The organism is Deinococcus aestuarii, from assembly GCF_018863415.1.
GTDB lineage: Bacteria > Deinococcota > Deinococci > Deinococcales > Deinococcaceae > Deinococcus > Deinococcus aestuarii.
In genome coordinates, this window is the sequence record NZ_JAHKSN010000002.1 from 80886 (window position 1) to 104185 (window position 23300).

20 protein-coding genes are annotated in these 23300 nt (G+C 71.8%); 5 read left to right on the forward strand and 15 right to left on the reverse strand.

Annotated features, from left to right (window positions below):
• Genes hrpB through IC605_RS03505 form a run of 5 tightly spaced genes read right to left on the reverse strand, consistent with a single transcriptional unit; the run spans nucleotide 1 to nucleotide 5043 of the window.
• Nucleotides 1-2505: an ATP-dependent helicase HrpB gene (hrpB, locus tag IC605_RS03485; protein WP_216319086.1), complete on the reverse strand. Its 2505-nt coding sequence runs from the start codon at nucleotides 2503-2505 to the stop codon at nucleotides 1-3.
• Between the two features lie 30 nt (nucleotides 2506-2535).
• On the reverse strand, nucleotides 2536-3171 hold the full coding sequence (locus IC605_RS03490; protein WP_216319089.1) for an HAD family hydrolase: 636 nt from the start codon (nucleotides 3169-3171) through the stop codon (nucleotides 2536-2538).
• Nucleotides 3168-4091: an NAD(P)/FAD-dependent oxidoreductase gene (locus IC605_RS03495; protein ID WP_216319092.1), complete on the reverse strand. Its 924-nt coding sequence runs from the start codon at nucleotides 4089-4091 to the stop codon at nucleotides 3168-3170. The genes IC605_RS03490 and IC605_RS03495 overlap by 4 nt, the downstream gene beginning before the upstream one ends.
• Nucleotides 4092-4100: 9 nt before the next feature.
• Nucleotides 4101-4793: an SDR family oxidoreductase gene (locus tag IC605_RS03500; RefSeq protein ID WP_216319095.1), complete on the reverse strand. Its 693-nt coding sequence runs from the start codon at nucleotides 4791-4793 to the stop codon at nucleotides 4101-4103.
• A 10-nt stretch (nucleotides 4794-4803) separates the two neighbouring features.
• On the reverse strand, nucleotides 4804-5043 hold the full coding sequence (locus IC605_RS03505) for a hypothetical protein (protein ID WP_246580369.1): 240 nt from the start codon (nucleotides 5041-5043) through the stop codon (nucleotides 4804-4806).
• A 225-nt stretch (nucleotides 5044-5268) separates the two neighbouring features.
• On the opposite strand from IC605_RS03505, the gene IC605_RS03510 reads away from it, so the two are divergent.
• Nucleotides 5269-6456 carry a class I SAM-dependent rRNA methyltransferase gene (locus IC605_RS03510; RefSeq protein ID WP_216319098.1) on the forward strand — a complete coding sequence of 396 codons (1188 nt, stop codon included), beginning with the start codon at nucleotides 5269-5271 and terminating at the stop codon, nucleotides 6454-6456.
• Nucleotides 6457-6478: 22 nt separating this feature from the next.
• Here the strand turns inward: IC605_RS03510 and IC605_RS03515 are convergent, their stop codons facing one another.
• Nucleotides 6479-7171, reverse strand: coding sequence for a Crp/Fnr family transcriptional regulator (locus IC605_RS03515; RefSeq protein ID WP_216319102.1), 693 nt, complete (start codon nucleotides 7169-7171; stop codon nucleotides 6479-6481).
• Between the two features lie 196 nt (nucleotides 7172-7367).
• Here IC605_RS03515 and IC605_RS03520 point away from each other — a divergent pair, with 196 nt between their 5' ends.
• From IC605_RS03520 to IC605_RS03530, 3 genes are all read left to right on the forward strand, one after another.
• Nucleotides 7368-8702, forward strand: coding sequence for a S8 family serine peptidase (locus IC605_RS03520; protein WP_216319104.1), 1335 nt, complete (start codon nucleotides 7368-7370; stop codon nucleotides 8700-8702).
• An 89-nt stretch (nucleotides 8703-8791) separates the two neighbouring features.
• Entirely contained in the window at nucleotides 8792-10822 is a 2031-nt protein-coding gene (locus tag IC605_RS03525; protein WP_216319107.1) for an HD domain-containing phosphohydrolase, read from the forward strand.
• A 68-nt stretch (nucleotides 10823-10890) separates the two neighbouring features.
• Nucleotides 10891-11577: an ABC transporter ATP-binding protein gene (locus IC605_RS03530; protein ID WP_216320250.1), complete on the forward strand. Its 687-nt coding sequence runs from the start codon at nucleotides 10891-10893 to the stop codon at nucleotides 11575-11577.
• A gap of 103 nt (nucleotides 11578-11680) precedes the next feature.
• On the opposite strand, the gene IC605_RS03535 is transcribed toward IC605_RS03530, so the two are convergent.
• The 9 genes from IC605_RS03535 to IC605_RS03575 all read right to left on the reverse strand — a co-directional run bounded on the left by IC605_RS03535 (nucleotide 11681) and on the right by IC605_RS03575 (nucleotide 22170).
• Nucleotides 11681-12793 carry an NADH:flavin oxidoreductase/NADH oxidase gene (locus tag IC605_RS03535; protein WP_216319110.1) on the reverse strand — a complete coding sequence of 371 codons (1113 nt, stop codon included), beginning with the start codon at nucleotides 12791-12793 and terminating at the stop codon, nucleotides 11681-11683.
• 291 nt (nucleotides 12794-13084) lie between these two features.
• On the reverse strand, nucleotides 13085-14173 hold the full coding sequence (locus IC605_RS03540; protein ID WP_216319113.1) for an XdhC family protein: 1089 nt from the start codon (nucleotides 14171-14173) through the stop codon (nucleotides 13085-13087).
• A gap of 363 nt (nucleotides 14174-14536) precedes the next feature.
• Nucleotides 14537-16888 (reverse strand): aerobic carbon-monoxide dehydrogenase large subunit, encoded by a 2352-nt coding sequence (locus IC605_RS03545; RefSeq protein ID WP_216319116.1) that lies wholly within the window; start codon nucleotides 16886-16888, stop codon nucleotides 14537-14539.
• A gap of 77 nt (nucleotides 16889-16965) precedes the next feature.
• On the reverse strand, nucleotides 16966-17475 hold the full coding sequence (locus tag IC605_RS03550) for a (2Fe-2S)-binding protein (RefSeq protein WP_216319118.1): 510 nt from the start codon (nucleotides 17473-17475) through the stop codon (nucleotides 16966-16968).
• Nucleotides 17472-18347, reverse strand: coding sequence for an FAD binding domain-containing protein (locus tag IC605_RS03555; protein ID WP_216319121.1), 876 nt, complete (start codon nucleotides 18345-18347; stop codon nucleotides 17472-17474). The genes IC605_RS03550 and IC605_RS03555 overlap by 4 nt, the downstream gene beginning before the upstream one ends.
• A 203-nt stretch (nucleotides 18348-18550) precedes the next feature.
• Complete coding sequence (locus tag IC605_RS03560) at nucleotides 18551-19339, reverse strand: ABC transporter permease (protein WP_216319124.1); 789 nt, start codon at nucleotides 19337-19339, stop codon at nucleotides 18551-18553.
• A 94-nt stretch (nucleotides 19340-19433) separates the two neighbouring features.
• Nucleotides 19434-20237: an ABC transporter permease gene (locus tag IC605_RS03565; RefSeq protein ID WP_216319127.1), complete on the reverse strand. Its 804-nt coding sequence runs from the start codon at nucleotides 20235-20237 to the stop codon at nucleotides 19434-19436.
• An 82-nt stretch (nucleotides 20238-20319) separates the two neighbouring features.
• Nucleotides 20320-21117 carry an ABC transporter permease gene (locus IC605_RS03570; protein WP_216319130.1) on the reverse strand — a complete coding sequence of 266 codons (798 nt, stop codon included), beginning with the start codon at nucleotides 21115-21117 and terminating at the stop codon, nucleotides 20320-20322.
• 42 nt (nucleotides 21118-21159) lie between these two features.
• On the reverse strand, nucleotides 21160-22170 hold the full coding sequence (locus tag IC605_RS03575; RefSeq protein ID WP_216319133.1) for an ABC transporter ATP-binding protein: 1011 nt from the start codon (nucleotides 22168-22170) through the stop codon (nucleotides 21160-21162).
• Nucleotides 22171-22306: 136 nt separating this feature from the next.
• Here IC605_RS03575 and IC605_RS03580 point away from each other — a divergent pair, with 136 nt between their 5' ends.
• Entirely contained in the window at nucleotides 22307-23056 is a 750-nt protein-coding gene (locus tag IC605_RS03580) for a spermidine synthase (RefSeq protein WP_216319136.1), read from the forward strand.
• Nucleotides 23057-23300: the final 244 nt, after the last annotated feature.

The window sequence follows — 23300 nt, forward strand, 5'->3', positions numbered from 1 at the left end:
CTACTCGCCCCGCCTCTTCGTCCCGCGCATCGGCGCGTGGGTCCAGGGATCGTCCGGCCAGGGGTGCTTGGGGTAGCGGCCCCGCAGGTCCTTGCGGACCTCGAAGTACGAGGAGTTCCAGAACGATCTCAGGTCCTGCGTCACCTGCACGGGCCGCCCGGCGGGGCTCAGCAGGTGCAGCAGCACGGGCGTGCGGCCCCCGTTCACGGTCGGTGTCTCGGCGAGGCCGAACAGTTCCTGTAACTTGACGGCGAGGACGGGCGGGCTGCCGTCCGGGAAGTACGTGAGCCGGATGCGCGAGCCCGTGGGGACGGTGAGGTGGGCGGGGGCCAGCTCGTCGAGCCGCTGTGGCAGGGGCCAGGGGAGGAAGGCGGTCAGGGCCGGGACGAGGTTGACCCGTTTCAGGTCGTCGCGGGTGCGGACGCCTTCCAGAGGAGGGCCGAGCCAGTCCTCCAGGGTGGCGAGGAGGGCCGGGTCACTCAGATCGGGCCATTCCGTTTCCTCGGGTCGCCAGCGGCGCAGGGACTCGACGCGGGCGCGCAGGGTTTCGGCCTCGGGGGTCCAGTTCAGGAGGTGGAGCCCCTCGGAGCGGACGGCCCCGGCGAGGGCCTCCACCCGCGCCCCGTGCGGCAGGTCGCGCAGTGGCCGCGCGTCCAGCACGAGGGCGCCGACGTGCCGCTCCCGCTGGGCGACGAGGGTTCCGGTGCGGGCGTCCCAGCGCACCACGTCCCGCGTCCGGGCCCGCTCCTCCAGCACGGCGGGGTCGAGGGGCGCGGCGAGGTGGATGCGGCCTTCCCCGGTCCCCTTCCCGCTCACGGCGTCGAGGTGGGCGACGGCGAGGGCGGGGCTCCCGGCGAGCGGGTCCCCCTCCGGCAGCCGCGCCCCCTGCCCACCCGCGAGGAGGGAGCGGCCCCCACCGCCCTCCCGGCCCAGGGCCACCCGCTCGGGGTAGGCGAGGGCGACCAGCCGCCCCACCGCGAAGGCGTCGGGGGGCGTATCGTCGGGTCGGACGCGCAGGGCCGCGCGCCACTGGCGGGAGAGGCGCTCGACCCGCTCCAGCACGGCGATCTCTCCCCCGCCCCGTTCGCCCCGCCGCCACGCCCGCAGCGCGGCTACCCGGTCCGCGAGGTCCGCCCCGGCTCCGCTTCCGAGGGGATCACGTTCCTCCAGCAACGCGGCCACGTCGGCGGCGAGGGCACCCAGGCCGAGCACCGCGCCGTCGTGCAGCAGGTGGGAGAGGCGCGGGTGGGTGGGAAGTTCCAGAAGGGCCGAGCCGCGCCCGGTGATGCGCCCGGCGTCGTCCAAGGCGTCGAGGTCGCGCAGCAGATCGCGGGCGACGGCCACACGGGGCCCCGGCGGCGGGTCGAGCCAGGCGAGCGACTGCGGATCGGGCGCACCCCACCCGGCGAGTTCGAGGGTGAGGGGGGCGAGGTCGGCCTCCTGGATCTCGGGGGGGCGGGCGGCGGGCAGCAGGGCGTGCGTCCGCTCGCTCCAGAGGCGGTAGGCGGTGCCCGGCGCGGTGCGACCCGCCCGGCCCGCCCGCTGCTCGGCGACGTCGCGCGTGACCCGCTCGGTCACCATGCGGGTGAGGCCGGTGCCGGGGTCGAAGCGTTGCGTCCGGCTGAGCCCGCCGTCCACCACCACGCGCACGCCCGCCAGCGTCAGGCTCGTCTCCGCGATGGAGGTCGCCAGCACGACCTTGCGCCGCCCGGCGGGGTCGGGGACGAGGGCGCGGCGCTGCTCAGAAAGGGGCAGATCACCATAGAGGGGCAGCACGACCGCGCCCACGTCCGACAGGGCCGCCTGCGTCCCACGAATCTCGCGCACGCCGGGCAGGAAGGCGAGGAGGTCCCCCTCCGGGTGCTCGGCCAGCGCCTCCCGCACCGCCCGGGCCACGGTGTCCTCCACCCGGCCCGTGGGATCGGCGTTCAAGTACCGCACCTCCACCGGGTAGGCCCGCCCCGCGCTCTGCACCAGGGGCGCGTCCAGCCGCCCAGGCAGGGCGGGGTCGAGGGTCGCGCTCATCACGAGCACCCGCAGGTCGTCCCTCAGCGCCCCTTGCACCTCGCGCAGCAGGGCGAGGGCGAGGTCGGCGTTCAGCGAGCGCTCGTGGAACTCGTCGAGGATGACAAGGCCGACGCCGTGCAGCTCCGGGTCGTGTTGCAGGCGGCGGGTGAGGATGCCTTCCGTGACGACCTCGATGCGGGTGCGGGGGGAGACACGCGACTCGAAGCGCACCCGGTAGCCCACCGTCTCCCCGACCTCCTCGCCCAGCCCCTCGGCGAGCCGGGCCGCGACCGCCCGCGCCGCCACCCGCCGGGGCTGAAGAATCACGATGGACTGCCCCGCCAGCCAGGGTTCGTTCAGGAGTTCCAGCGGCAGGCCGGTGCTTTTCCCCGCCCCGGGCGGCGCCTGGAGGACCACCAGCGGGTGCCGTGCCAGGGCCGCCCGCAACTCGGGCAGCACCTCGAAGACGGGCAGGGGCTCGGCGGTCACGCGGGGCATGGTAGCAGGGGGTGCGCGGTGGATTGACCCTCAACATCCCGGCAGGCTCAGCACGTCCCGCAGGTCGCCCAGCAGCGCGTCGGGCACCTCCCCCTTCAGCGCGTGCCCGGTGGGGAGGAAGGCCGCGCGCAATCCCACCTGCTGCGGCCCCCACACGTCGTTGCGGGGCGAGTCGCCGACGAACCAGGCGTCCGCCGCCGTGACACCCAATCGCTCCAGGGCAAGCGTGTAGATGGCAGGGTCAGGCTTGCTCAGGCCGACTCTCTTGCTGATCACCACGTCGTCCACCAGCCCGGCGAGCCCGCAGCGCTCCAGGCAGGCGGTCTGCGCCTCCACCCAGCCATTCGTCACGACGCCGACGAGGACGCCACGCGCCCGCAACTCCCACAGCACGTCGTGGGCGTGGGGCATGGGGACGGGATCGGCGAGCGAGTGCACCGAGAAGTCGTCCAGCAGCGCCCGCGGGTCATGCGTCAGGCCGAACTCCCGCACGAGGAGCGGCATCACCTCGCGCTTGGGGCGGTAGCCGAGGTCATCGAGCACGGTGAAGCGTTCGGCATACCCGGCGGGGAGAGCGTGCCGCTCCACATGCCCGGTGAGCCAGCCCCGCAGGGTCGCGGCCCGGTCGTGCAACGTGCCGTCGAGGTCGAAAAGGACAGCCCTCAAGCCCCACCTTTATGGAAGGCCGCGCCCTGGGCTTCGACCTCCTCGTGGATGAGGGTGGTGTTGATGCCCACGGCGGCCGTCATCCCGCTCGCGGCGGCGTTGACGACGTACTGAGGGGCCCCGGCGAGGTCCCCCGCCGCGAACACGCCCGGCACCGTCGTCTCTCCGCGCTCGTCCACGATCACCCGGCCCTTCTCGTTCAGCTCGCAGCCCAGCGAGGCGGGCAGGGTGCTGCCGGGCGTCTGCTCGGGGCTGAGGAAGAGGCCGTCGAGCAGGCGGGTCTCGCGGGAACGCAGGTGGAGGCACAGGCGGTCCCGTCCCGTCAGGCGGGCGAGCGGCGCCCTCACGATTTTTACCCCCAGCCGCGCGAGGTCCCGGCGCTGCACGCCCGTCAGGCCGTCCGGCCCGTCGGTGAAGAGGGTGACCTGATCCGACCACGCGCGCATGTTGAGGGCGAGGTGGTGCCCGGCGTCCCCACTCCCGAGCACCCCGAGCGGGCGGCCCCGGTACTCCCAGCCGTCGCAGTACGGGCAGTGGTGGACGAGGTGGCCCCAGCGCTCGCGCAGCCCCGCGACCGGCGGCAACACGTCCCGCACCCCGGCGGCGAGGAGCAGGCGGCGGCCCAGCGCCCACCCCCCGTCGTGCCGCACCGCAAAGCCTTCCGGCGTGCGGCGGGCTTCCCGCGCCGCCGCCGCGCACACCGTCACCGGGTAGGGGGCGAGGTCGGCGAGCGCCCGCGCCTTGAGGTCCAGCGGCCGGATGCCGTCGCGCGTGAGCAGACCGTGGGCCTCCCCCGCCGGGGCGTTGCGGGGCGGGCCGCCGTCGAGAAGGAGGACCCTCCGGCGGGCCCGCCCCAGCACGAGCGCCGCATTCACGCCCGCCGCTCCGGCCCCCACCACGATCACGTCGAAGGTGTCCATGCCCAAACCTCAACGCGGCCCGGGCCGCACGCTCACGTCGGGCAGGGTGGCGTCGCGCGGCGCCTCCAGCACGAAGCGGATGGTGGCCGCGACCGTCGCCGGGTCGATGAAGTCGCCGGGATCGTAGGCGCCCCCCTCCTGCGAGCGGACCTTCTGCTGCATCGGAGTGGCGGTGCGGCCCGGGTAGACGGTCGTGACCCGGACCCCGTGCCGGGCCTCCTCGTCGCGCAGGGCGTCGGCCAGGGCGCGGAGGGCGAACTTGCTCGCCGCGTAGCTGCCCCATTCCGGGTTCGCCCGCAGCCCGGCGCCGCTGTTCACGAAGACGACGGTGCCCCGCTCCGCCCGCACGCGCGGCAAGAGCAGGCGGGTCAGCTCGGCGGGGGCGACCACGTTCACCGCGAGGGTGTGGGTCCACACCGTGTGCTCCTGTCCGGCGACCGCCCCCAGCTTAACGACGCCCGCGTTATGGATCACGTTCGTCACGCGCCCGACGCCCGCCAGCGCCGACTCGAAGGTCTCCGGGCGGGCGAGGTCGAGCGGCAGCGCCGTCCCGCCCACCTCGGCGCCGAGGGCCGCGAGCCGCTCCCGGTCCCGCCCCTGCAAGATCAGGCCGTGCCTCCCCGCGAGGGCCCGCGCGAGCGCCGTCCCGATCCCGCCCGTCGCCCCGGTGATCAGCGTCACGGGTCTGTCTGGAGCCGTCATGGGCGGAAGGCTAACGCACCACGCGCGAGTTGAAATACCGCTCCTGAAACGATACGGCCTTCATGATCTCCCCATCCGTCAGGGTCACCCCATCCCGCACGACGAGCTTGTCCTCCACGGCGTCCGCGCGGACGATCAGGGCGGCGACGAGCCCTTCCGCCTCGGGCACGGGTTCGGCCCAGCCGAGCAGATAGGCGTCAATGGGTTGGCCGTCGCCGCCGACCGTTCCCGGGAGTTCGCCGTAATTCACCTCTTAGACGAGGTTCGGCCAGCGCGGTTGGACGCTGCCCAGCGGGCGGTCCACGACCACGCGCACCCGCCCGCCGAGGAAAGGGGTGAGGTCGGGGTTCATCCGGGGTCAGAGCCTCACGCGGCCCAGGCCTTCTTGCCGTGTCATGCGCGGCGGGTCTGGACGGGCGGGGAAGCCCCCTTCCCCATTCCAAAACCCCCAGCCGCCCCCTGCTACCCTGCCCGGATGACGAAGGCGAGCAGACAGGCGGGCGTGACCCTGAAGCCGGGCGCGGTGCGGCGAACCCTCGGCCGTTACCCCTTCGGGCACGCCGGGGACATCGAGAGTTCGGACGCGGGCCTCACCCCGGGGCAGGTCGTGGACGTGCGCGGGCCGGACGGCAAGGTCATCGGGCGCGGGTACTTCAACCCCGAGGGGGCGACGCCCCTGCGGATGCTGACCTGGACCCGCGAGGAGATCGACCTGAACTTCTACCGCTCGCGGGTGCGCTCAGCCCTGGCGCGGCGGGCGGGGCGGATTGGGGGCACCGACGCCCTGCGGGTGCTGCACGCCGAGGCGGACGGGATGCCCGGCGTGGTGGCCGACCGCTTCGGGGACGTGCTGGCGGTGCAACTCCGCAACGCGGGCGCGGAGCGCCACCGCGACCTGATCCTGCGGGCCCTGCGCGAGGAGACGGGGGCGGGATCAGCCTACGAGCGCAGCGACACGGGCGAGCGCCGCCGCGAGGGGCTGGACCTCCGCACGGGTCCCCTCTGGGGCGACGTGCCGGAGCGCGTGACCTTTTTCGAGGACGACCTCACCCTGCACTTTGGTCCCTTCGACGCGCAGAAGACGGGCTTTTTCCTCGACCAGCGCGACAACCGCCGCCTGATGCGCTCGCTCGTCCGTCCGGGCGAGGGTTTTCTCGACGTGTACTCGTACACCGGGGGCTTCAGCCTGCACGCGGCGCGGGCGGGGGCGCGGCCCGTCGCGCTCGACAAGGACGAGAAGGCCCTCGGCGTGCTGGAGCGCGAGGCCCGCGAGAACGGGGTGGAGGTCGGCGTGCGCTGGGGGGACGCGCTGGAGACGCTGACGGCGCTGGAGCGCGAGAAACGAACCTTCGGGGCGGCGGTGCTCGATCCCCCCACCCTCGCCAAGCGCCGCGAGGACGTGCCGCGCGCCAAGCGCCTCTTCACCGACGGCGCGGCGCGCGCCCTGCGGATGCTGCGGCCCGGCGGGCACCTCCTCGTGAGCACCTGCGCCCACTACATCGGGGTGAGCGACCTCCTCGACGCCGCCCGCGTCGCCGCCGGGGAGGCCGGGTGCGACGCCGAGGTCGTCACCGTGACCTACCAGCCCGCCGACCACCCGCACCTCCTGAGCGTGCCCGAAAGCCTCTACCTCAAGAGCCTGCTGCTGCGCAAGGAGGCGTGACGGGGGGAGGGGGAGGGAGCCCTCAGACGGGATCGGCCTCCTCGACGGCGACGGCCTCCAGGGCGCCGGGGTCGAGCAGGGTGACCGCGTGGCCGCTGGCACGCAGGACTCCCCGGTCCTCCAGGCGCCTCAGGACGCGGGCGACGGTCTCACGGCTGCTGCTCACGCGCTGCATGATGTCGTGGGTCGTGAGCGGCAGCTCCTCGGGGTGCGGCACGCCCGCCCGCACGCGCTGGCGGTGGAGGTTCGAGAAGACGTGGGCGAGCGCCGATTCGGTGTTCTGCCCGGAGGCGATCAGCTCGTCGTTGAGAGCAGTCACGCGCTCGGCGAGCAGGGCGGCGAGGTTCCACAACACGCGCGGGTGGCGCCTGAGAATCTGCTCGAAGTGCTCGCGGTAGAGCATCAGCGTGTGGACCTCGGTCAGCGCCCGCACGGTCGCGCTGCGCTCCTGGCGCGAGAGCACGGCGGTCTCGCCCACCACGCCGGGCGCGTAGAGGTCGCCCATCACGCGCTCGCGGGTGCCCAGGCTGACCCGGCTGACCCGCACCACGCCGCGCGTGATCAGGTGCAGCGCCTCGCCGGGCGCGTCCTGCTCGATCAGGACCCCGCCGGGCCGGAAGCTCCGTTCCGTGACGGCCCGGGCCGCCTCGCGCACCGCGTCTTCGGGGACGTTTTGGAAGAGGGGGGAACGTTGGAGATCGTCCAGGCGCGACATCGGCGCCATGCTAGAGCATCGGCGCGCCCCCATTTGGAAGACGGGCCAGCTCCCGGTTCCTCGCGGCCTTCTCCAGAGCATTCGTAAGAAAACCTTCATGTAAGAAATCTTTCAAGGCATTTTTCACACTATGCCCGGAGAGGGATGTGTGTCGTCCCGTGGCGGAGGGCCACATCCCCCTCACGAAAGGAGCAACATGAAGCCTCAACTTCTGGTTCGAACCGCGCTTGGGCTGTGTACGGCGGCGTTGATCGCGGGCTGCAACCAGGCCTCCACCGTTCCCACGGCGCAGAGCGAGCGCCCCGAGTACGTGATGAGCGTGCCCGTCACCCCGCAGGACACCCCGCAGACCCTGGGGGCGCGCTACGGCGGCCGGGTCGTCGAGCTGAACGCGGAGGCGGGCTTTGCCGTCGTGGGGCTCGACGCGGGCGCCGCGAAGACCCGGAACCTGCGCGCGCAGGCGCTGGGAGACGAGCCCGTCGCCGAGCCCAACATCGACCAGTTCCAGGCGGGCGGGATCGCGCTCATGGGCGGCGCCCGGAGCATGTGGGCGGGCGGGGCGCGCAGCATGTGGGCGGGCGGCGCCCGGAGCATGTGGGCGGGCGGGGCACGCAGCATGTGGGCGGGCGGCACCTATGCCCTCGTCCCGGAAAACACCGCCCCGTTCAAGCAGATTCTGCTGGAAAAAGCCCACGCGCTCGCCCCCGGTCTGGGCGCAGGGGTGAAGGTCGCCGTCATCGACACCGGCATCGACCTGGCCCACCCGGCCTTCATCGACAGCCTGGCCCCCGCGACCGAGTGGAAGGACTACGTGGGCAACGACGCGCTCCCCCAGGAGCAGGGCGTCCTCGGGGTCGGTGGGCACGGCCACGGCACGGCGGTCGCCGGGATCGTCTTGCAGGTGGCCCCCCTGGCGACCATCCTGCCGATCCGCGTGCTGGACTCGGACGGCGCGGGCGACACGGACCATGTGGCGAGCGCCATCTACTACGCCGTCGAGAAGGGCGCCCGGGTGATCAACCTCAGCCTGGGCAGCGTCACCAAGTCCGACGTGATCGAGCAGGCGGTCAAGTACGCCACCGAGAAGAAAAACGTTCTGGTCGTCTCCTCGGCGGGCAACGACAACGCCAAGACCATCACCTTCCCCGCCCAGCACGCCTCCGACGGCGCGGACGGCGAGAGAAGCCTGAGCGTGGGCAGCGTCAACGCCCTCGACCTCAAGTCCTCGTTCTCCAACTATCAGAAAGACCGGCTCGAACTGATGGCGCCCGGCGAGAACATCTTCACGGCAGGTCCCGACGGCCTGCTGGTGTCGTGGAGCGGCACGTCGATGGCGGCGCCCATCGTGGCGGGCGGCCTCGCGCTCGCGCTCGGCCAGACGCTGGCGGTTCCCCTCAAGGACGTGACCAAGAAGATGGCCGAGACCGGCCAGGATCTCTACAACAACGGCAGGAACTCGGCCTACAAGGATCTGCTCGGCAAGGGACGCCTCGACCTCGAGAAGTTCCTGACCAACGCGGTCAAATACTGAGCGGCACACCACGGGAGGACGGGGAGATCTTTTCCCCGTCCTTCCCCCTTGTAAGACCCCGGAAAGGCGCGGGAGCACAGGATGCAGCCGTGCCGAGAGTCCTCGACGGAATGCCAGACGCTGGGGACCGTGACCTCCCGGAAAGGGTGGACCTGCTGAACGAGGCCGCCGCCGCGTCGCTGGGGACCGACGACGGACACGCCGTGGAGCTGGCCCTGACGGCGACCCGCCTGGCCCACGAGGGCGGGTATGCCCAGGGCGCCGCCCGCGCCAGTTACCTCCAGGGGCTGGGACATGCCGGGCGGGGAGACGGCGAGCAGGCCCTGGCGTGTTTGCAAGCGGCGCTGGTCGGCTTCGAGCACCTCGGCGACCTCGGCGGGCAGGGCGAGACGCTGGAGGCCCTGGGCCGGACGGCCTTGCAGCTCGGGGAGTTGCCCAGTGCGGAGGGGTACCTCGAAGCGGCCCTCACGCTCACCGGGCGGGAGCAGGCCGCCTCGACCGCCCGGGTCCTCAACCTGCTCGCGGGGGTCTCCCACCGCAGCGGGGCCTATGCCCGGTCCCTGGACCGTCTACAAAAGGCGCTGGAGCTTCACCGGCAGCTCGGCAACCCGGCGGAGGAGGCCAACCTGTTGTGTAACATCGGCGTCTTGCAGATCAGCCTCGGGGCCTATCCCGACGCGCTCACCAACCTGACCCGGTCGTATCACCTGCTCAACAGCAGCGTCCAGAACGAGCGAACGAAGGGGATCGTCCTGATCAACCTGGGCCTGCTCTACACCGAGATCGGCGAGTCGCAACATGCCCTGGCGTACTTCCGCGAGGCCCTGCAAACCGCCCGCTCCCGCGAGGACCGGCTGATGGAGGCGACGGCCACCCTGAACGTGGGCATCGCCCAGGAAAGGTCCGGCGACGACGGGCAGGCCGAGCACTCCTTCCGGGAGGCGCTCGGGCTCTCACGGGCGGTCCAGTACCGGCCCGGCGAACTGTCCGCCCTCGACGGCCTGGGCAACATCTTCGCGGGGCGCGGCCAGTGGCGCGAGGCGGCGGCCGCCCACGCGGAGGCCGTCACCATCGCCCGCGAGATCGAGGACCTGGAGGGCGAACTCGACGCCCTGCGCCACCTCGGGGAGGTCCAGGCGGAACTGGGCGACCTCGGCGCCGCGCTGGTGTCCCTGGAGCGGGTGCTCACCCTGGCCCAGGAGGCCGATCACCGGAAAACCGTCTATGAGGCTCACCGGGCGCTGGCGGAGGTCCACAAGCGGGCGCGCGACTTCGAGCGGGCCCTGCACCACCACGAGCGGTACCACGAGGGCGAACGGGCCCTGTTCAACGAGGAGAGCGACAAGAAGACGGGCGAGCTGAGCGCCCGCTTCGACGTGGAGCGCGCCCGCCACGACGCCGAGATGCAGCGCCTCCAGCGCGCGATGGCCGAGACGGCACGTGAGGAGGCCGAGGCCCTCGTCCGCGAGCGCACCCACGAGCTGGAGCAGGCGCAGGTGGAGATCGTCACCCGGCTGGCGGTAGCCGCCGAGTACCGCGACGACCTGACCGGCGAGCACACCTGGCGGGTGGGGCACGTCTCGGCCCTGATCGCGCGGGAACTGGGGCTCCCGCAAGGGGACGTGGCCCTGCTGCGCATCGCCGCGCGGCTGCACGACGTGGGCAAGATCGGGATTCCCGACGCCATCTTGCTCAAGCCCGGCAAATTTACCCCCGAGGAGTTCGAGCGCATGAAGGCCCACACCCTGATCGGCGCGCGCATCCTCTCGGGCGGCCACTCCCGGCTCCTGCGCATGGCCGAGGAGATCGCGGAGTCGCACCACGAGCGCTGGGACGGCGCGGGCTACCCGCTCGGGCGGGCCGGGGTGGGTATCCCGGTCACCGGCCGCATCGTCGCGGTGGCCGACGTGTTCGACGCCCTGACGAGCGAGCGGCCCTACAAGCGGGCGTGGCCGCGCGAGGACGTCCTCGCCGAGTTGAGACGGAACGCGGGAACCCAGTTTGACCCCGAGGTCGTGGAGGCGGGGCTGCGGGTCTTCACGCGGGTGGACTTCCCCCACCTGATGCGCGAGGAGACGGCGAGTGCCCCGCCGGTCACCGGGGTGCTCACCCACCCGTGAGGGGTGGCGGGGCCAAGGGCCCGCCCAAGCCGCGCGGCCCGGCCCGCTGCGCTACAGTTCCCCGCGTGATGTTCCCGGCTCCCGGCGCGGCTCCCGCCCTGCTCGCCCGCGACCTGCGCCACGGCTTCGGTGGGGTGGAGGTGCTGCACGGCGTCTCGCTGGCGGTCGCCGCCGGGGAGGTCGTCGCCGTGACCGGGCCGAGCGGCAGCGGCAAGAGCACCCTGCTACACCTCGTGGGCGGGCTCGACACCCCCCGGGGCGGCGAGGTGTGGTGGGCGGGCGAGCGGGTGGACACCCTCGGCACCCAGGCCCGCGCCCTCCGGCGGGCGGGTCGGGTCGGGCTGGTCTTCCAGCACCACTACCTCCTCGAAGACCTCAGCGTGCTGCACAACGTCCTCGTGCCCGCAATGCTGACCGGGCAGGACGGCCGCGCGCGGGCCCGGGCCCTGCTCGCGCGGGTGGGGTTGACGGGCCGCGAGCGCGACCTGCCGGGCGTCCTGAGCGGCGGCGAGCGTCAGCGGGTGGCCGTCGCCCGCGCCCTCGCCGCCCGCCCCGCCGTGGTCCTCGCCGACGAGCCCACCGGCAGCCTCGACCGCGCCAACGCCGAGGTCGTCGCGGGCCTCCTGACCCAGCTCGCCCGCGAGGACGGCGCCGGGGTCCTCCTCGTCACCCACGACGAGCGGCTCGCGGCCCGGGCCGACCGGGCGCTGCACCTGCTCGACGGGCGGATCGAGGAGGAGGCGGGTGGCCTGTAGCGGGTGGCTTGTGGACAAAGAGGGTGGGGGTGGGAGGCAGAGGCCACGTTTCCCACCTCGCTGTCCTTTCTCTCCAGGCGACAAGCCACAGGCCACCCGCCCTCTACCACCCGGCCCGCGCGTACACGTCCGGCAGGGCGGGCGTGAGGCCGAACTCGCGGGCGGCCCGCTGCGGCCAGTGGGGGTCGCGCAGGAAGGCGCGGGCGACGGCGGTGAGGTCGGCCATCCCTTCCGCGAGCACCTGCTCGGCCTGGGCGGGGGTATCGATCATGCCGACCGCCATCGTGAGCAGGTCGGGGACCTCGCGCCTCACGCGGGCGGCGAAGGGGGCCTGATAGAGCGGGCCGGGGGTGATCTGCTGCGCTGGCGTCAGGCCGCCGCTGCTCACGTCGAGCACGTCCACCCCCTCGAAGCGGAGCAGGCCCGCGAGGGCGACGGTCTGGTCCACGTCCCAGCCGCCGGGCGCCCAGTCGGTCGCGCTGACGCGTACGAAGAGGGGCAGGTGCATCGGCCACGCCGCCCGCACGGCCCGGACGACCTCCAGCAGGAAACGGGTGCGGTTCTCGAAGGAGCCGCCGTACTCGTCGGTGCGCGTGTTGGCGAGCGGCGAGAGGAACTGGTGGAGGAGGTAACCGTGCGCGGCGTGGATCTCGGCGGCGTCGAACCCCGCCATCTGCGCGCGGCGGGCGGCGGCGGCGAAGTCGGCGGTCACCCGGCGGATATCGTCCACCGTCATGGCGGTCGGGTGCGGGAAGACTTCGTTGTACCCCTCGTCGCCCGGCCCGAGGACCGGCCAGCCCCCCGCCTCGGTGGGCACCGCGCCCCGCCCGCGCCAGGGGGCGTAGGTGCTCGCCTTGCGGCCCGCGTGGGCGAGCTGCACGCCGATCAAAGCGCCGTACCGGTGCACGAAGTCGGTGATGTGCCCCAGCGGGACGATCTGCTCGTCGGTCCACAGGCCGAGGTCTTCCGGGCTGATGCGGCCCTCCGGGGAGACGGCGGTCGCCTCGGTGAAGATCAGCCCCGCCCCGCCGAGCGCGAACTGCCCGAGGTGGGCGAGGTGGAAGTCGTTCGCCAGCCCGCCCTGCGCGCTGTACATGCACATCGGCGAGACGACCGCGCGGTTTTGCAGGGTCAGGCTGCGGAGTTTGAGCGGCGTGAACAGCAGAGGCGGGGTCCCGCTCGCGGGGGTGGTCAGCGTGGCGCCGGGCTGGGTCATGCCCCGAATTTAGCCACCCCCGCCCCCCCCGCGCCAGATGGCGCACGCTTCATGTGGGGTCGGGGGTGAAGGCAGGAACAGCCCCCAGGGTGGGCGTGTGGGCACTGCCCAGGGACGCCACGGCGGGGAGATCACGCTCCGGAACGGCACACGCCCGTCCGGTCCGGTTCCGCGTGAAGGGCTCGCCGCACCGGGTGGCGCTCAGGTTGCCAGGCGTGTGCTCGGCAAACGTCGAGAGGGAGGGGGGGCAGGTCGGGAGTGCCCCTGGCCCACCTCCCCGAGTCCTCCAGCTCAGGCCTCGGGCGCGGGGGCCCTCAGGTACCGCTCGGGCTCCTTGAGGAAGCGGCGCTTGCAGTTGGGGCAACTGAAGTAGTAGCGCGTGCCCTCGTGGTCGGCGAAGTGCAGCGCCCCCGCGATCCGCACCCGCTCGCCGTCCACCGGGCTGACGGCGAACTCCGGGCTGTCCCCCGGCCCGGACGCGGACGGTTCGCCGACCTGGGGCGCCCGGGCCGGAGCTGGGGGCGTGGCCCCGGCCGACTGGGCCTCCACGTCACGCCGCCCGCCCCGGCGCTCCGCGATCAGCCCCGCCAGGATAGACACGGCGACCTCGCCCGGCGTGCGGGCCCCCAGGTCCAGACCGGCCGGGGCACGAATGCGGCCCGTCTGCTCGGGGCCGAGGCCCTGGAGGTGCAGCAACTCCACCACGCTCGCGGCCCGGCGGCGGCTCGCCAGCAGCGAGACCGAGCCCACGCCCGCGCGCAGCAGCGCCTCCAGCGCCAGCTCGTCGTAGTGCCCCTGGGAGGCGACGACGGCGGACAGCCCGGCGCGCAGCGGGGCGGGCAGGGCCTCCAGGGCGGCGCCCAGCTCCTCCAGCGTGGGTCCCTGCGCGCCGGGCTCCAGATCGCGGCGTTCCTCAGCGGTGACCACCCGCCACACCCGCTCGCCCACCGTCTCCCCCAGCCGCGCCACCAGCTCGGCCACCGGGGTCAGGCCCACCACCAGCAGGGTCCGGGTGGGCAGGTGGGGTTCGAGGTACACGTTCACCGAGCCCTCAGAGGCGCAGGTCATGGGCACGACGACCTCGGTCTCGCTCACCCCGGCAGCCGGAAACTCCGAGGCGTCGGGGCGGATCATCACCAGCCGGGGTTGCCCGAGGTCCAGGGCCAGCAGCGCGTGTTTCCGGACGATCTCCCGCGAACAGGCGCCGCCGACGAAGCCCTCCATCCGGCCATCCGGATGGATGATCGCCCGGTCTCCCAGGTGCGAGGACACCGGGGCCCGGCGCATAACCACCGTGGCCGTCACGAAGCTTTGTCCCGCCGTCTCCAGCGCCGCGATGCGCGCGAAATGGCCGGAGCGGGACGAGAACTCAGGGGACATGGTTGAGGGTACCTCCTGGGGGTGTGACGTGGGGGACGGCGTGACGGATGCGGTCTTATGCTCCCTCTCCCCTCGCGGGAGAGGGTTGGGGTGAGGGGGCAGGCGAGCCAACTTCACGGCCAGGAAGATGGTTTCACCTTTCCTCTTGGCCTCTGGACGGCGTGACGGTTCACCCCCTCTCCTGCGGAGCTGTGCCAGTCCCAGCCTCCCCCCTCAAGGGAGAAGAGCAAAAAACATCGTCTCAGCCGTCCTTGTTCTGTCGAAGTCCAACAAAATGCCTATAGGTTCCTGACTCTCAGGGCCGGAGGGAGAGCGAACCCAATTCTGCGTCCGCTCCCCCTCCTCATCCAGCCGCGTCCGGACTCAGACCGGCTGACCCTCCGCCTCGCGGATGGCGCTCCACACCTTCTCGCGGGTGAGCGGCATGTCGAGGTGGCGCACGCCCAGGGGCGAGAGGGCGTCGATCACCGCGTTGACGAAGGCGGCGGGCGAGCCGACGTTGGGGCTCTCGCCGATGCTCTTGGCGCCGATGGGGTGGTGGGGGCTGGGGGTGACGGTGCTGCCCGTCTCCCACTTCGGGGTCTCCAGCGACGTGGGAATCAGGTACTCGGTGAAGTTGGTGGCGAGGTTGTTGCCGTACTCGTCGTAGGGAATCTCCTGCATGAAGGCGATGGCGAAGCCCTCCGCCAGCCCGCCGTGAATCTGGCCCTCCACGATCATCGGGTTGATGACCGTGCCGCAGTCGTCTACCGCGAGGAAGCGCCGCACCTTCACCTCGCCCGTCTCGCGGTCCACGTCCACCACCGCGACGTAGGTGCCGTGCGGAAAGACCATGTTGGGCGGGTCGTAGTAGAGGGTCGCCTCCAGACCGGGCTCGTTGTCGCCGGGGTTGGTGTAGGCGGCGAAGGCGACCTGCTGCATCGTCACCGACTGGCTGGGGGCGCCCATGACCTGAAACTTGTAGTTCTTCCACTCCACGTCTTGCTCGTCGGCTTCGAGCAGGTGCGCGGCGATCTTCCTCGCCTTGTCCCGGATCTTGCGGGCCGCCAGGGCGAGCGCGCCGCCCGCGACCGGCGTGGAGCGGCTGGCGTAGGTGCCCAGACCGTAGGGCGAGGTGTCGGTGTCGCCCTCCTCCACCAGGAAGTTCTGGGGGTCGAGGCCCAGCTCCTCGGCCACGATCTGCGCCCAGGTCGTCTCGTGCCCCTGGCCCTGCGACTTGCTGCCCGTGCGGATGATGCCCGAGCCGCTGGGGTGAATGCGGATTTCGGCGCCGTCGAACATCTTGATGCCCAGGATGTCGAACTGCTTCGACGGCCCCGCCCCCGTCACCTCCGTGAAGGAGCTGAGGCCGATGCCCATGAGTTCGCCGCGCGCCCGCTTCTCGGCCTGCTCTTTCAGGAGGTCGGCGTACCCGATCTTTTCGAGCGCCACGTCGAGCGTCTTCTCGTAGTCGCCGCTGTCGTAGGTGAAGCTCAGGGGCGAGGCGTAGGGGAACTGCTCGGGCCGCAGGAAGTTTTTTCGGCGCAGCTCCACCGGGTCCATGCCGAGGTCGTCGGCCAAGATGTCCATCGCGCGCTCGATGCAGTAGGCGGCCTCCGTCACGCGGAAGGAGCAGCGGTAGGCGATGCCGCCGGGCATCTTGTTCGTGTAGTAGGCGTCTACCTTCGCGTAGGCCTGCGGCACGTCGTACGACCCGGTGATGATGCCGAACATGCCCGCCGGGTACTTGCTGGGGTCGGCGGCGGCGTCGAAGGCCCCGTGGTCGGCCACCGTGTTCACCTTCAGGGCGGTGATCTTGCCCTCGGCGTCGGCCCCGAGTTCGATGTCCATGTGGTAGTCGCGGGCGAAGGACGAAGAGAGGTTCTCGGTGCGCGTCTCGATCCACTTCACGGGCCGCCCGATCACCAGCGCCCCCGCGATGGCGCAGACGTAGCCGGGGTACACGGGCACCTTGTTGCCGAAACCGCCGCCGATGTCGGGGGCGATCACCCGGATCTTGTCCTCAGGGATGCCGGTGACGAGGAAGAGGGCCGTGCGGTACACGTGCGGCGCCTGCGAGGTGACGTAGAAGTTCAGCCGCCCCATCACGTCGAACTCGGCGATGCAGCCGCAGGTCTCCAGCGGCGCGGCGTGGACCCGCTGGTACTTGATGTGCTGGCGGACGACGTGGGCACTTTCCGCGAGGGCACGGTCGGCCTCCTCCTCCTGCCCGACCTCCCACTCGAAGATGTGGTTCGTCTGCGCCTCGCGGTCGGCGCGGATGATCACCTCGTCGGTCCTGGCGTGGTAGGGGTCCACCACGGCGGGCAGCGGCTCGTACTCGACCTCCACGAGTTCGGCGGCGTCGTAGGCGGCCTCCCTCGTCTCGGCGAAGACGGCGGCGACCTCCTGGTGCTGGTAGAGAACCTTGCCGTCGGCGAGCACCATCTGGGTGTCGAAGCCGTGGAAGGTCGGCAGGCGCCCGACCCCGTGGGCGTTGAGCTCCTTGGCGGTGACGACGGCGACCGCGCCGGGCACCTTCATGGCCTCCGTGGAGTCGATGTTCAGGATGTTGGCGTGCGGGTAGGGGCTGTGCACGAGCGCCATGTAGAGCTGGCCCGGGAGGTTGATGTCGTCGAGGTAACGGCCCTTGCCCTGGAGGAAGCGCGGGTCCTCGCGGCGCTTCATGGACTTGCCGATGGCGTGCTTTTCGGGGGTGGTGTCGGGAATGCCCATAGGAGTCCTCCGGCGGGGTCGGGAGCGGCTTTGGCGTTCAGGCGGGGGGGCCCGGTTCTACGTTCCGGGAGACAGGCTCAGTCGTCCGCCGCCGTGCTCGCGCTCGCCGCCATCGCCCCCGCCGCCTGCTGCACGGCCTTGACGATGTTGTTGTAGCCCGTGCAGCGGCACAGGTTGCCCGACAGGCCCTCCCGGATCTCGTGCTCGCTGGGGTCGGGGTTGCGGGAGAGCAGGGCGAGGCTGGTCATCATCATCCCCGGGGTGCAGTAGCCGCATTGCAGGCCGTGCTGGTCGGAGAAGGCCTGCTGGATGGGGTGGAGCTGCCCGCCCTGCGCCAGCCCCTCGACCGTCTGGATGGAGTGGCCCTCCGCCATCGGGGCGAACACCGTGCAGGACTTGACGGGGGCGCCGTCCATCAGCACCACGCAGCAGCCGCAGCTCGACGAGTCGCAGCCGACGTGGGTGCCCGTCAGGCCCGCCTGCTCGCGGATGAAGTGGGCGAGCAGGGTGCGGGGCTCGACGTAGCCCGTGACGGGGCGACCGTTGACGGTCATGGAGACGGGAAGCTTGGAGGGGGGGGTGGTCATGCGGGGACTCCCAGGCGCGAGAGGGACTGTTTGAGGCCGCGCAGCACGAGGACGCGGGCCATGTCTTTCTTGTAGGCGACGCTGCCGCGGGCGTCCGCCATCGGGGAGGCGAGGGTGGAGGCCTCGGCGGCGGCGGCCTGGAGCAGCTCCAGGGTGGGGCGCTGGCCGCGCAGCATCGCCTCGGCCTGGGCGACCCGCAGGGCGGTGCTGCCCGCCGCCGTGATCGCTACGCCCGCCTCGCGCACGGTGCCGTCCTCGTTCAGGCTGAGCTGCACGGCGGCGGCGGCGGTCGCGTAGTCGCCGACCTTGCGCTCGATCTTCTGGTAGGAGCCCCGGGTGCGGGCGCCCGGGGTGGGAATGCGGAGTTCGACGGCCAGTTCCCCGTCCTGCACGGCGGTCGTGTAGGCGTCCACCAGAAAATCGTCTATCGGCACCTCGCGCTCGCCGTCCGCGCCGTGGACGAGCATGGTCGCGCGGGCGGCGAGCGCCGCACTCGTCCAGTCCCCGGCGGGGTCGTTGTGGCACACGCTGCCCACGACGGTGCCCAGGTGCCGCACGACCGGATCGGCCACCACCCGCGACACGTCGGCGAGGAGGCTGTAGCGTTCGCCCACCCAGGGGGTGAATTCCAGCGCGGCGTCCCGCAGGGTCGCGCCGATGCGGAGCTGGCCGCCTTCCTCACGCAGGAAGTCGAACTCGCGCACCGGGTTGATGTCCACCAAGACGGCGGGACGCGCCAGCCGGTAGCGCATCGCCGGGATCAGGCTCTGGCCGCCCGCCAGAACCCGCGCCTCCCCGCCGTGCTCCTGGAGGGCCGCCAACGCCTCCTGGGCCGAGTGAGCCCGTCTGTACTCGAAGTTGACTGGAAACATCGCAAGCTCCTTTACGCGCCTTTTCGGAAGGGTGAGCCCGTCCGGGACAGGCCATTCCACGGCGGCCACCGTCACAAAACCCTGACGACCGGGCGCCCACCCTGGCCCACCGGACCCGGCGAGCGACCCACCACACCCATGCGTTGAGGCGGCCTACACGATACCTTCATCGGGCGGCCATGTCGTGAGTTTTCCGGCGGGCTTCAACTGCTCGCGCTCGTGTAGCTCCCCACCGCCCTGAGCCAGAAGAGCCGCGCGCCGACGAAGAACGCGGCGGCGACCAGCGGCGAGGCGAGGGCGAGGGCGGGCGTCAGCTCGCCGGTCAAGGCCTGCGCGGGCACCGTCGTGATGAAGGCGACGGGCACGACGAAGGTGAGAAAGGCGCGGACGGGCAGCGGGAAGGCCGTGACCGGGAAGCGGGCCGCGCCGAAGACGCCGTTAAAGAGTTCGGTGACGTTTTGCGTCTTCACGAACCAGAAGGCGGTCGTGGAGAGCACCAGCCAGATGCAGTACACGATCACGAGCGCGGAGACGTACAGGGCAGCGGCCCCCAGCACCCCGAGGGGCGTCACGGTCAGGTGCGAGGCGGCGTAGATCGTCAGCCCCAGGCCGATCAGGAGGTCGGTCACCCGCAGGACGTTCATGTAGCGCGTGCTCACCCCGAACTGCGCGTCGATGGGCTTGAGGAGGGTGAAGTCCATGCTGCCCGTGCGCACCGCCTCGGCGATCTTGGAGAGGTTGGGCTGGATGAAGACGCTGATGAAGCCTTCCGTCAAGGTGAAGAGCCCCACGACGAGCAGCGCCTCGTGGAAGGACCAGCCGCCCACCGAGGTCGTGCCCGGCTGCCCGAACAGCACCGCGATGCCGAGCAGGGCCACGCCCACTTCGCCCAGCGAGGCGAGCACGGCCCCCACGAAGTTCGCCCGATATTCGAGCTGCGCGGCGAGGGTCGCCCCCGTGAAGATGCGGATGAGGCGGAGGTAGCGGGTCATGGGGCACCTTCGGTGCGCTTGTGGTCTGTTGCCCGTGGCTTGTTGAGGAAGAGGAGGGCCCCCTGTCCGGGCCACAGGCCACGCCCCACGCGCCTCACGCCCCCACCGCCCCGTACTTCCGCAGGCCCCGCCGCCACACCAGCAGGCGCAGGCTCCAGAAGACGACCAGCCACGCGGTCAGGACCAGGGCGCCCCGTCCGGCGTCGCCCAGGGTGGCCTTGCCCGCCAGAAGTTGCGCGGGGAGACCGAGCATGTAGGGGAAGGGGGTCCACACCGCCACCCGCTGCACCCACTCGGGGTAGAAGGCGAGCGGGGCGAACATCCCGCCGAGCGCGGCGTACACGAGCCACACGACCTCCTGAAAACTGGTGCTCGATTCGGTCCAGAAGGCGAGCAGCCCGATGGTGTATTCCCACAGGAAGCGGGCGCAAAAGCCCAGGAAGGCGAGCCCCAGGGCAGCGAGGTAGGCGGTGGGGTCGGTCGTGAAGCGGGCCCCGGCGAGCCACGCGAAGAGGGCGACGAGGCCGAGCAGCAGGGGAAAACGCACCACCCGCTCGGCGAGGTGGCTGGCGTACCACATCCAGAGGGGGTCGAGCGGGCGCAGCAGCTTGGGCGAGAGGGTGCCCTGCCGGATGTCGAGGTCGAGTTCCCAGGAGACCCACACGACCATCAGTTGCGAGATCAGCCACGTCGAGAGGAAGTAGGTGGCGAACTCGGCGGGGCTGTACCCGCCGATCTGCCCGCCCGGAGCCGCCCCCGCCTGCGCCATCCAGACGAGCATCATCACCAGGCTCAGGGTCCCCGAGAGCATCCAGATGACGATCTCGGCGCGGAACTCGGTCATCTCGGCGAACTGGGTGGCGAAGAGGGTGCGGACCTTGCGCCAGGTGGCGGTCATGGGGTGCCTCCGCTGTGGGGCCCAGCGGGTGCGGCGGGCAGGCAGCCCGACCGTAGCCCCTGGCAGGCCTTTTCCACGGGCCTCACGCTCCCACCGCCCCGTACTGCCTCAACCCCCGCCGCCACACGACGAGCCGCAGGGCCCAGAAGACGGCCAGCCAGAGGGCGAGCACGAGGGCCCCGCGCCCCGCGTCGGCGAGGGTGGCCTGGCCCGCCAGGAGTTGCGCGGGCAGGCCGAGCATGTAGGGGAAGGGCGTCCACACCGCCACCCGCTGCACCCACTCCGGGTAGAACGCCAGCGGCGCGAACATGCCGCCGAGCGCGGCGTACACGAGCCACACGACCTCCTGAAAGCTCGTGCTCGATTCGGTCCAGAAGGCGAGCAGGCCGATCACGTACTCCCACAGGAAGCGGGTGTTGAACCCCAGGAAGGCGAGGCCGAGAGAGGCGAGGTAGGCGGCGGGGTCGGTGGCGAAGCGCGCGCCCGTGATCCAGGCGAAGAGGGCCGCGAGGGCGAGCAGGGCGGGGAGCCGCACGATCCGGCCCGCGAGGTGGTCCATGTACCGCAGCCACAGCGGATCGAGGGGCCGCAGCAATTTGGGCGAGAGGGTCCCCTGCCGGATGTCGAGGTCGAGGTCCCAGGCGACCCAGACGACGAGGAGTTGCGACACGACCCAGGTGGCGAGGAAGTACCCGGCGAACTCCTGCGGGCCGTACCCGCGAATCTGCCCGCCCGGCGCGGCGGCGGCCTGCGCCATCCACACCAGCATCATCACGAGGCTGAGGGTGCTCGACAGCATCCAGATCATGATCTCCGCCCGGTACTCGGTCATCTCGGCGAAGTGGACGGCGAAGAGGGTGCCCATCTTGCGGCGGGTCATGGGGGGCCGCCTTCGGCAAGCCACACGCGACAAGCGACCCGCCTACACACGCTCGACCTCCCGCCCCCGCCCGAACAGCTCCCCCATGACCTGCTCGATGGGCGGGTCCTCCACCGTCAGGTCGGCCACGTCGAGGTCGGCGAGCAGCCGGGCGGCCCGGGCACTCACCTCGGCGCGGGGGACGGTGAGTTCGGCGCTCAGGCCGTCCACGCGCACGTCCGAGCCGTAGCGGGTGAGGTGGGCTTCCGTCACGGGGTGGCGCAGTTGCAGCCTCACGGTCTTGCCCGCGCTGCCCTGCGCGGCGAGGTGGGCGAGGTCGCCGTCGAAGACGAGTTCGCCCCGGTCGATCACGAGGATGCGGCGGGCGAGGGCCGTCACGTCGGCCATGTAGTGGCTCGTGAGGATCACGGTGGCCCCGTACCGCCCGTTGTAGTCGCGGATAAAGGCGCGCACCGCCTCCTGCATGTTCACGTCGAGGCCGATGGTGGGCTCGTCGAGAAAGAGGACCTGCGGGCGGTGGAGCAGCGCGGCGGCGAGTTCGCACTTCATCCGCTCGCCCAGGGAGAGCTTGCGGACCTGCTTTTTCAGGATGCCCTCCAGCCCGAGGACCTCGGTGAATTCGGCCATCGTCGCCCGGTACTGGGCGTCGGGAATCTCGTAGATCGCCTGGTTGACGAGAAAGGAGTCGAGGGCCGGGAGGTCCCAGATGAGCTGCTGCTTTTGCCCCATCACCAGGGTGATGCGCTTGAGAAAGTCGGTCTCGCGGCGCCGGGGCTCGAAGCCCGCCACCCGCGCCACGCCGGATGAAGGGTGCAGCAGGCCCGAGAGCATCTTGAGGGTGGTCGTCTTGCCCGCCCCGTTGGGTCCCAGGAAGCCGACCACCTCGCCCGGAGAGAGGTCAAAGGACACGCCGCGCACGGCCTCGACCTGCCGGGACTGGCGGCGAACGAAGGAACGCAGGCTGCCCAGGAAGCCCGGCTCCTTGTCGTGGACCGTGTAGCTCTTGCGCAGGTCGCGGACGTGCACGGCGGCGTCCGGTGTGGGTGTGGTCATAGGTGCCTCAGAGTACGCGGCGGGTGGGTCGGCGCAATGGGCGAAATGGCGTGCTGTGCCGGTCAGGGGGAAGCCCGAAGGGGTAGAGTCGGCGAATGCCTGCCCGTCTCCCGTTCCTGCCGCCCCGGACGCCCGCGTGATTCCCTGGAAGCCCCTGGGCCGCGCGCCCATTCCCGGCACCGGGCAGTCGCTGTGCCTGTACCGCCGGGGCGAGCTGCCCGAATTCTCCATCCAGATTTCCGGGTACGTCAGCGAACTGATGAACAGCCGCCAGCACGCCTCGGAGGACGCGCTGGCCCACCTCGCCTGCGCGGCCGTCGCGGGGCGGGCGCAGCCGCAGGTGCTGGTGGGCGGCCTGGGCATGGGCTTCACGCTGGCCGCCGCCCTGGGGACGCTGGGCCCGGCGGGGGTGGTCACGGTCGCCGAACTCGTGCCGGAGGTCGTGGAGTGGAACAAAGGACCGCTGGGCGAGTGCGCGGGCTACCCGCTGAACGACCCGCGCACCCGCGTCCACCTCGGCGACGTGGCCGAGCTGCTGCGGCGGGGGCAGGGGGCCTACGACGCCGTGCTGCTCGACGTGGACAACGGCCCCGAGGGCATGACCCACCACGGGAATGACTGGCTGTACTCGCCGCAGGGGCTGGCCGCCGCGCGGCGCACGCTGCGGCCCGGCGGCGTGCTGGCGGTCTGGTCGGCGACGCCGGAGCCCCGCTTCACCACCCGCCTGAACCGGGCGGGCTTCCGGGTCGAGGTCCACACCGTCCGCGCCCGCCCCGGCAAGGGCGCCCACCACACCATCTGGCTGGCGCACGCGGGGACGGGACGGGACCGGACAGCGGACGGGACCAGGGGCCGCCCGGCTGGAGCCCGGACCGGGAACGCCTGAAGCCCGGCCTGCTCCAGTTCGGGAAACAGCCGGACACCTACCGGACGCTTTTCACTGACCGCCCGCTGGTCTCTCCGGCTGTCCACTCGCCTCCAGATTCGCCAGGCTTTTCTCTCCACCGAGGACAAGGCGTTTCCTGGCTCTGAGTGAGCGGGGTGGTGGGGCACACGCCCCCTCACCCGTTGCTCCGAGTCACCCGCAGGGGGAGAGGGTCAAAAAAGCGACTCCAACCTTCCTGGTTCCA

What these genes read in the sequence shown, in the direction of transcription:
- IC605_RS03570 (WP_216319130.1), bottom strand. Translation starts at nt 21,117, where the DNA reads ATGACCCGCCGCAAGATGGGCACCCTCTTCGCCGTCCACTTCGCCGAG.
- IC605_RS03520 (WP_216319104.1), top strand. Translation starts at nt 7,368, where the DNA reads ATGAAGCCTCAACTTCTGGTTCGAACCGCGCTTGGGCTGTGTACGGCG.
- IC605_RS03540 (WP_216319113.1), bottom strand. Translation starts at nt 14,173, where the DNA reads ATGTCCCCTGAGTTCTCGTCCCGCTCCGGCCATTTCGCGCGCATCGCG.
- IC605_RS03515 (WP_216319102.1), bottom strand. Translation starts at nt 7,171, where the DNA reads ATGTCGCGCCTGGACGATCTCCAACGTTCCCCCCTCTTCCAAAACGTC.
- IC605_RS03530 (WP_216320250.1), top strand. Translation starts at nt 10,891, where the DNA reads ATGTTCCCGGCTCCCGGCGCGGCTCCCGCCCTGCTCGCCCGCGACCTG.
- IC605_RS03560 (WP_216319124.1), bottom strand. Translation starts at nt 19,339, where the DNA reads ATGACCCGCTACCTCCGCCTCATCCGCATCTTCACGGGGGCGACCCTC.
- IC605_RS03555 (WP_216319121.1), bottom strand. Translation starts at nt 18,347, where the DNA reads ATGTTTCCAGTCAACTTCGAGTACAGACGGGCTCACTCGGCCCAGGAG.
- IC605_RS03550 (WP_216319118.1), bottom strand. Translation starts at nt 17,475, where the DNA reads ATGACCACCCCCCCCTCCAAGCTTCCCGTCTCCATGACCGTCAACGGT.
- hrpB (WP_216319086.1), bottom strand. Translation starts at nt 2,505, where the DNA reads ATGCCCCGCGTGACCGCCGAGCCCCTGCCCGTCTTCGAGGTGCTGCCC.
- IC605_RS03500 (WP_216319095.1), bottom strand. Translation starts at nt 4,793, where the DNA reads ATGACGGCTCCAGACAGACCCGTGACGCTGATCACCGGGGCGACGGGC.
- IC605_RS03495 (WP_216319092.1), bottom strand. Translation starts at nt 4,091, where the DNA reads ATGGACACCTTCGACGTGATCGTGGTGGGGGCCGGAGCGGCGGGCGTG.
- IC605_RS03510 (WP_216319098.1), top strand. Translation starts at nt 5,269, where the DNA reads ATGACGAAGGCGAGCAGACAGGCGGGCGTGACCCTGAAGCCGGGCGCG.
- IC605_RS03565 (WP_216319127.1), bottom strand. Translation starts at nt 20,237, where the DNA reads ATGACCGCCACCTGGCGCAAGGTCCGCACCCTCTTCGCCACCCAGTTC.
- IC605_RS03575 (WP_216319133.1), bottom strand. Translation starts at nt 22,170, where the DNA reads ATGACCACACCCACACCGGACGCCGCCGTGCACGTCCGCGACCTGCGC.
- IC605_RS03545 (WP_216319116.1), bottom strand. Translation starts at nt 16,888, where the DNA reads ATGGGCATTCCCGACACCACCCCCGAAAAGCACGCCATCGGCAAGTCC.
- IC605_RS03535 (WP_216319110.1), bottom strand. Translation starts at nt 12,793, where the DNA reads ATGACCCAGCCCGGCGCCACGCTGACCACCCCCGCGAGCGGGACCCCG.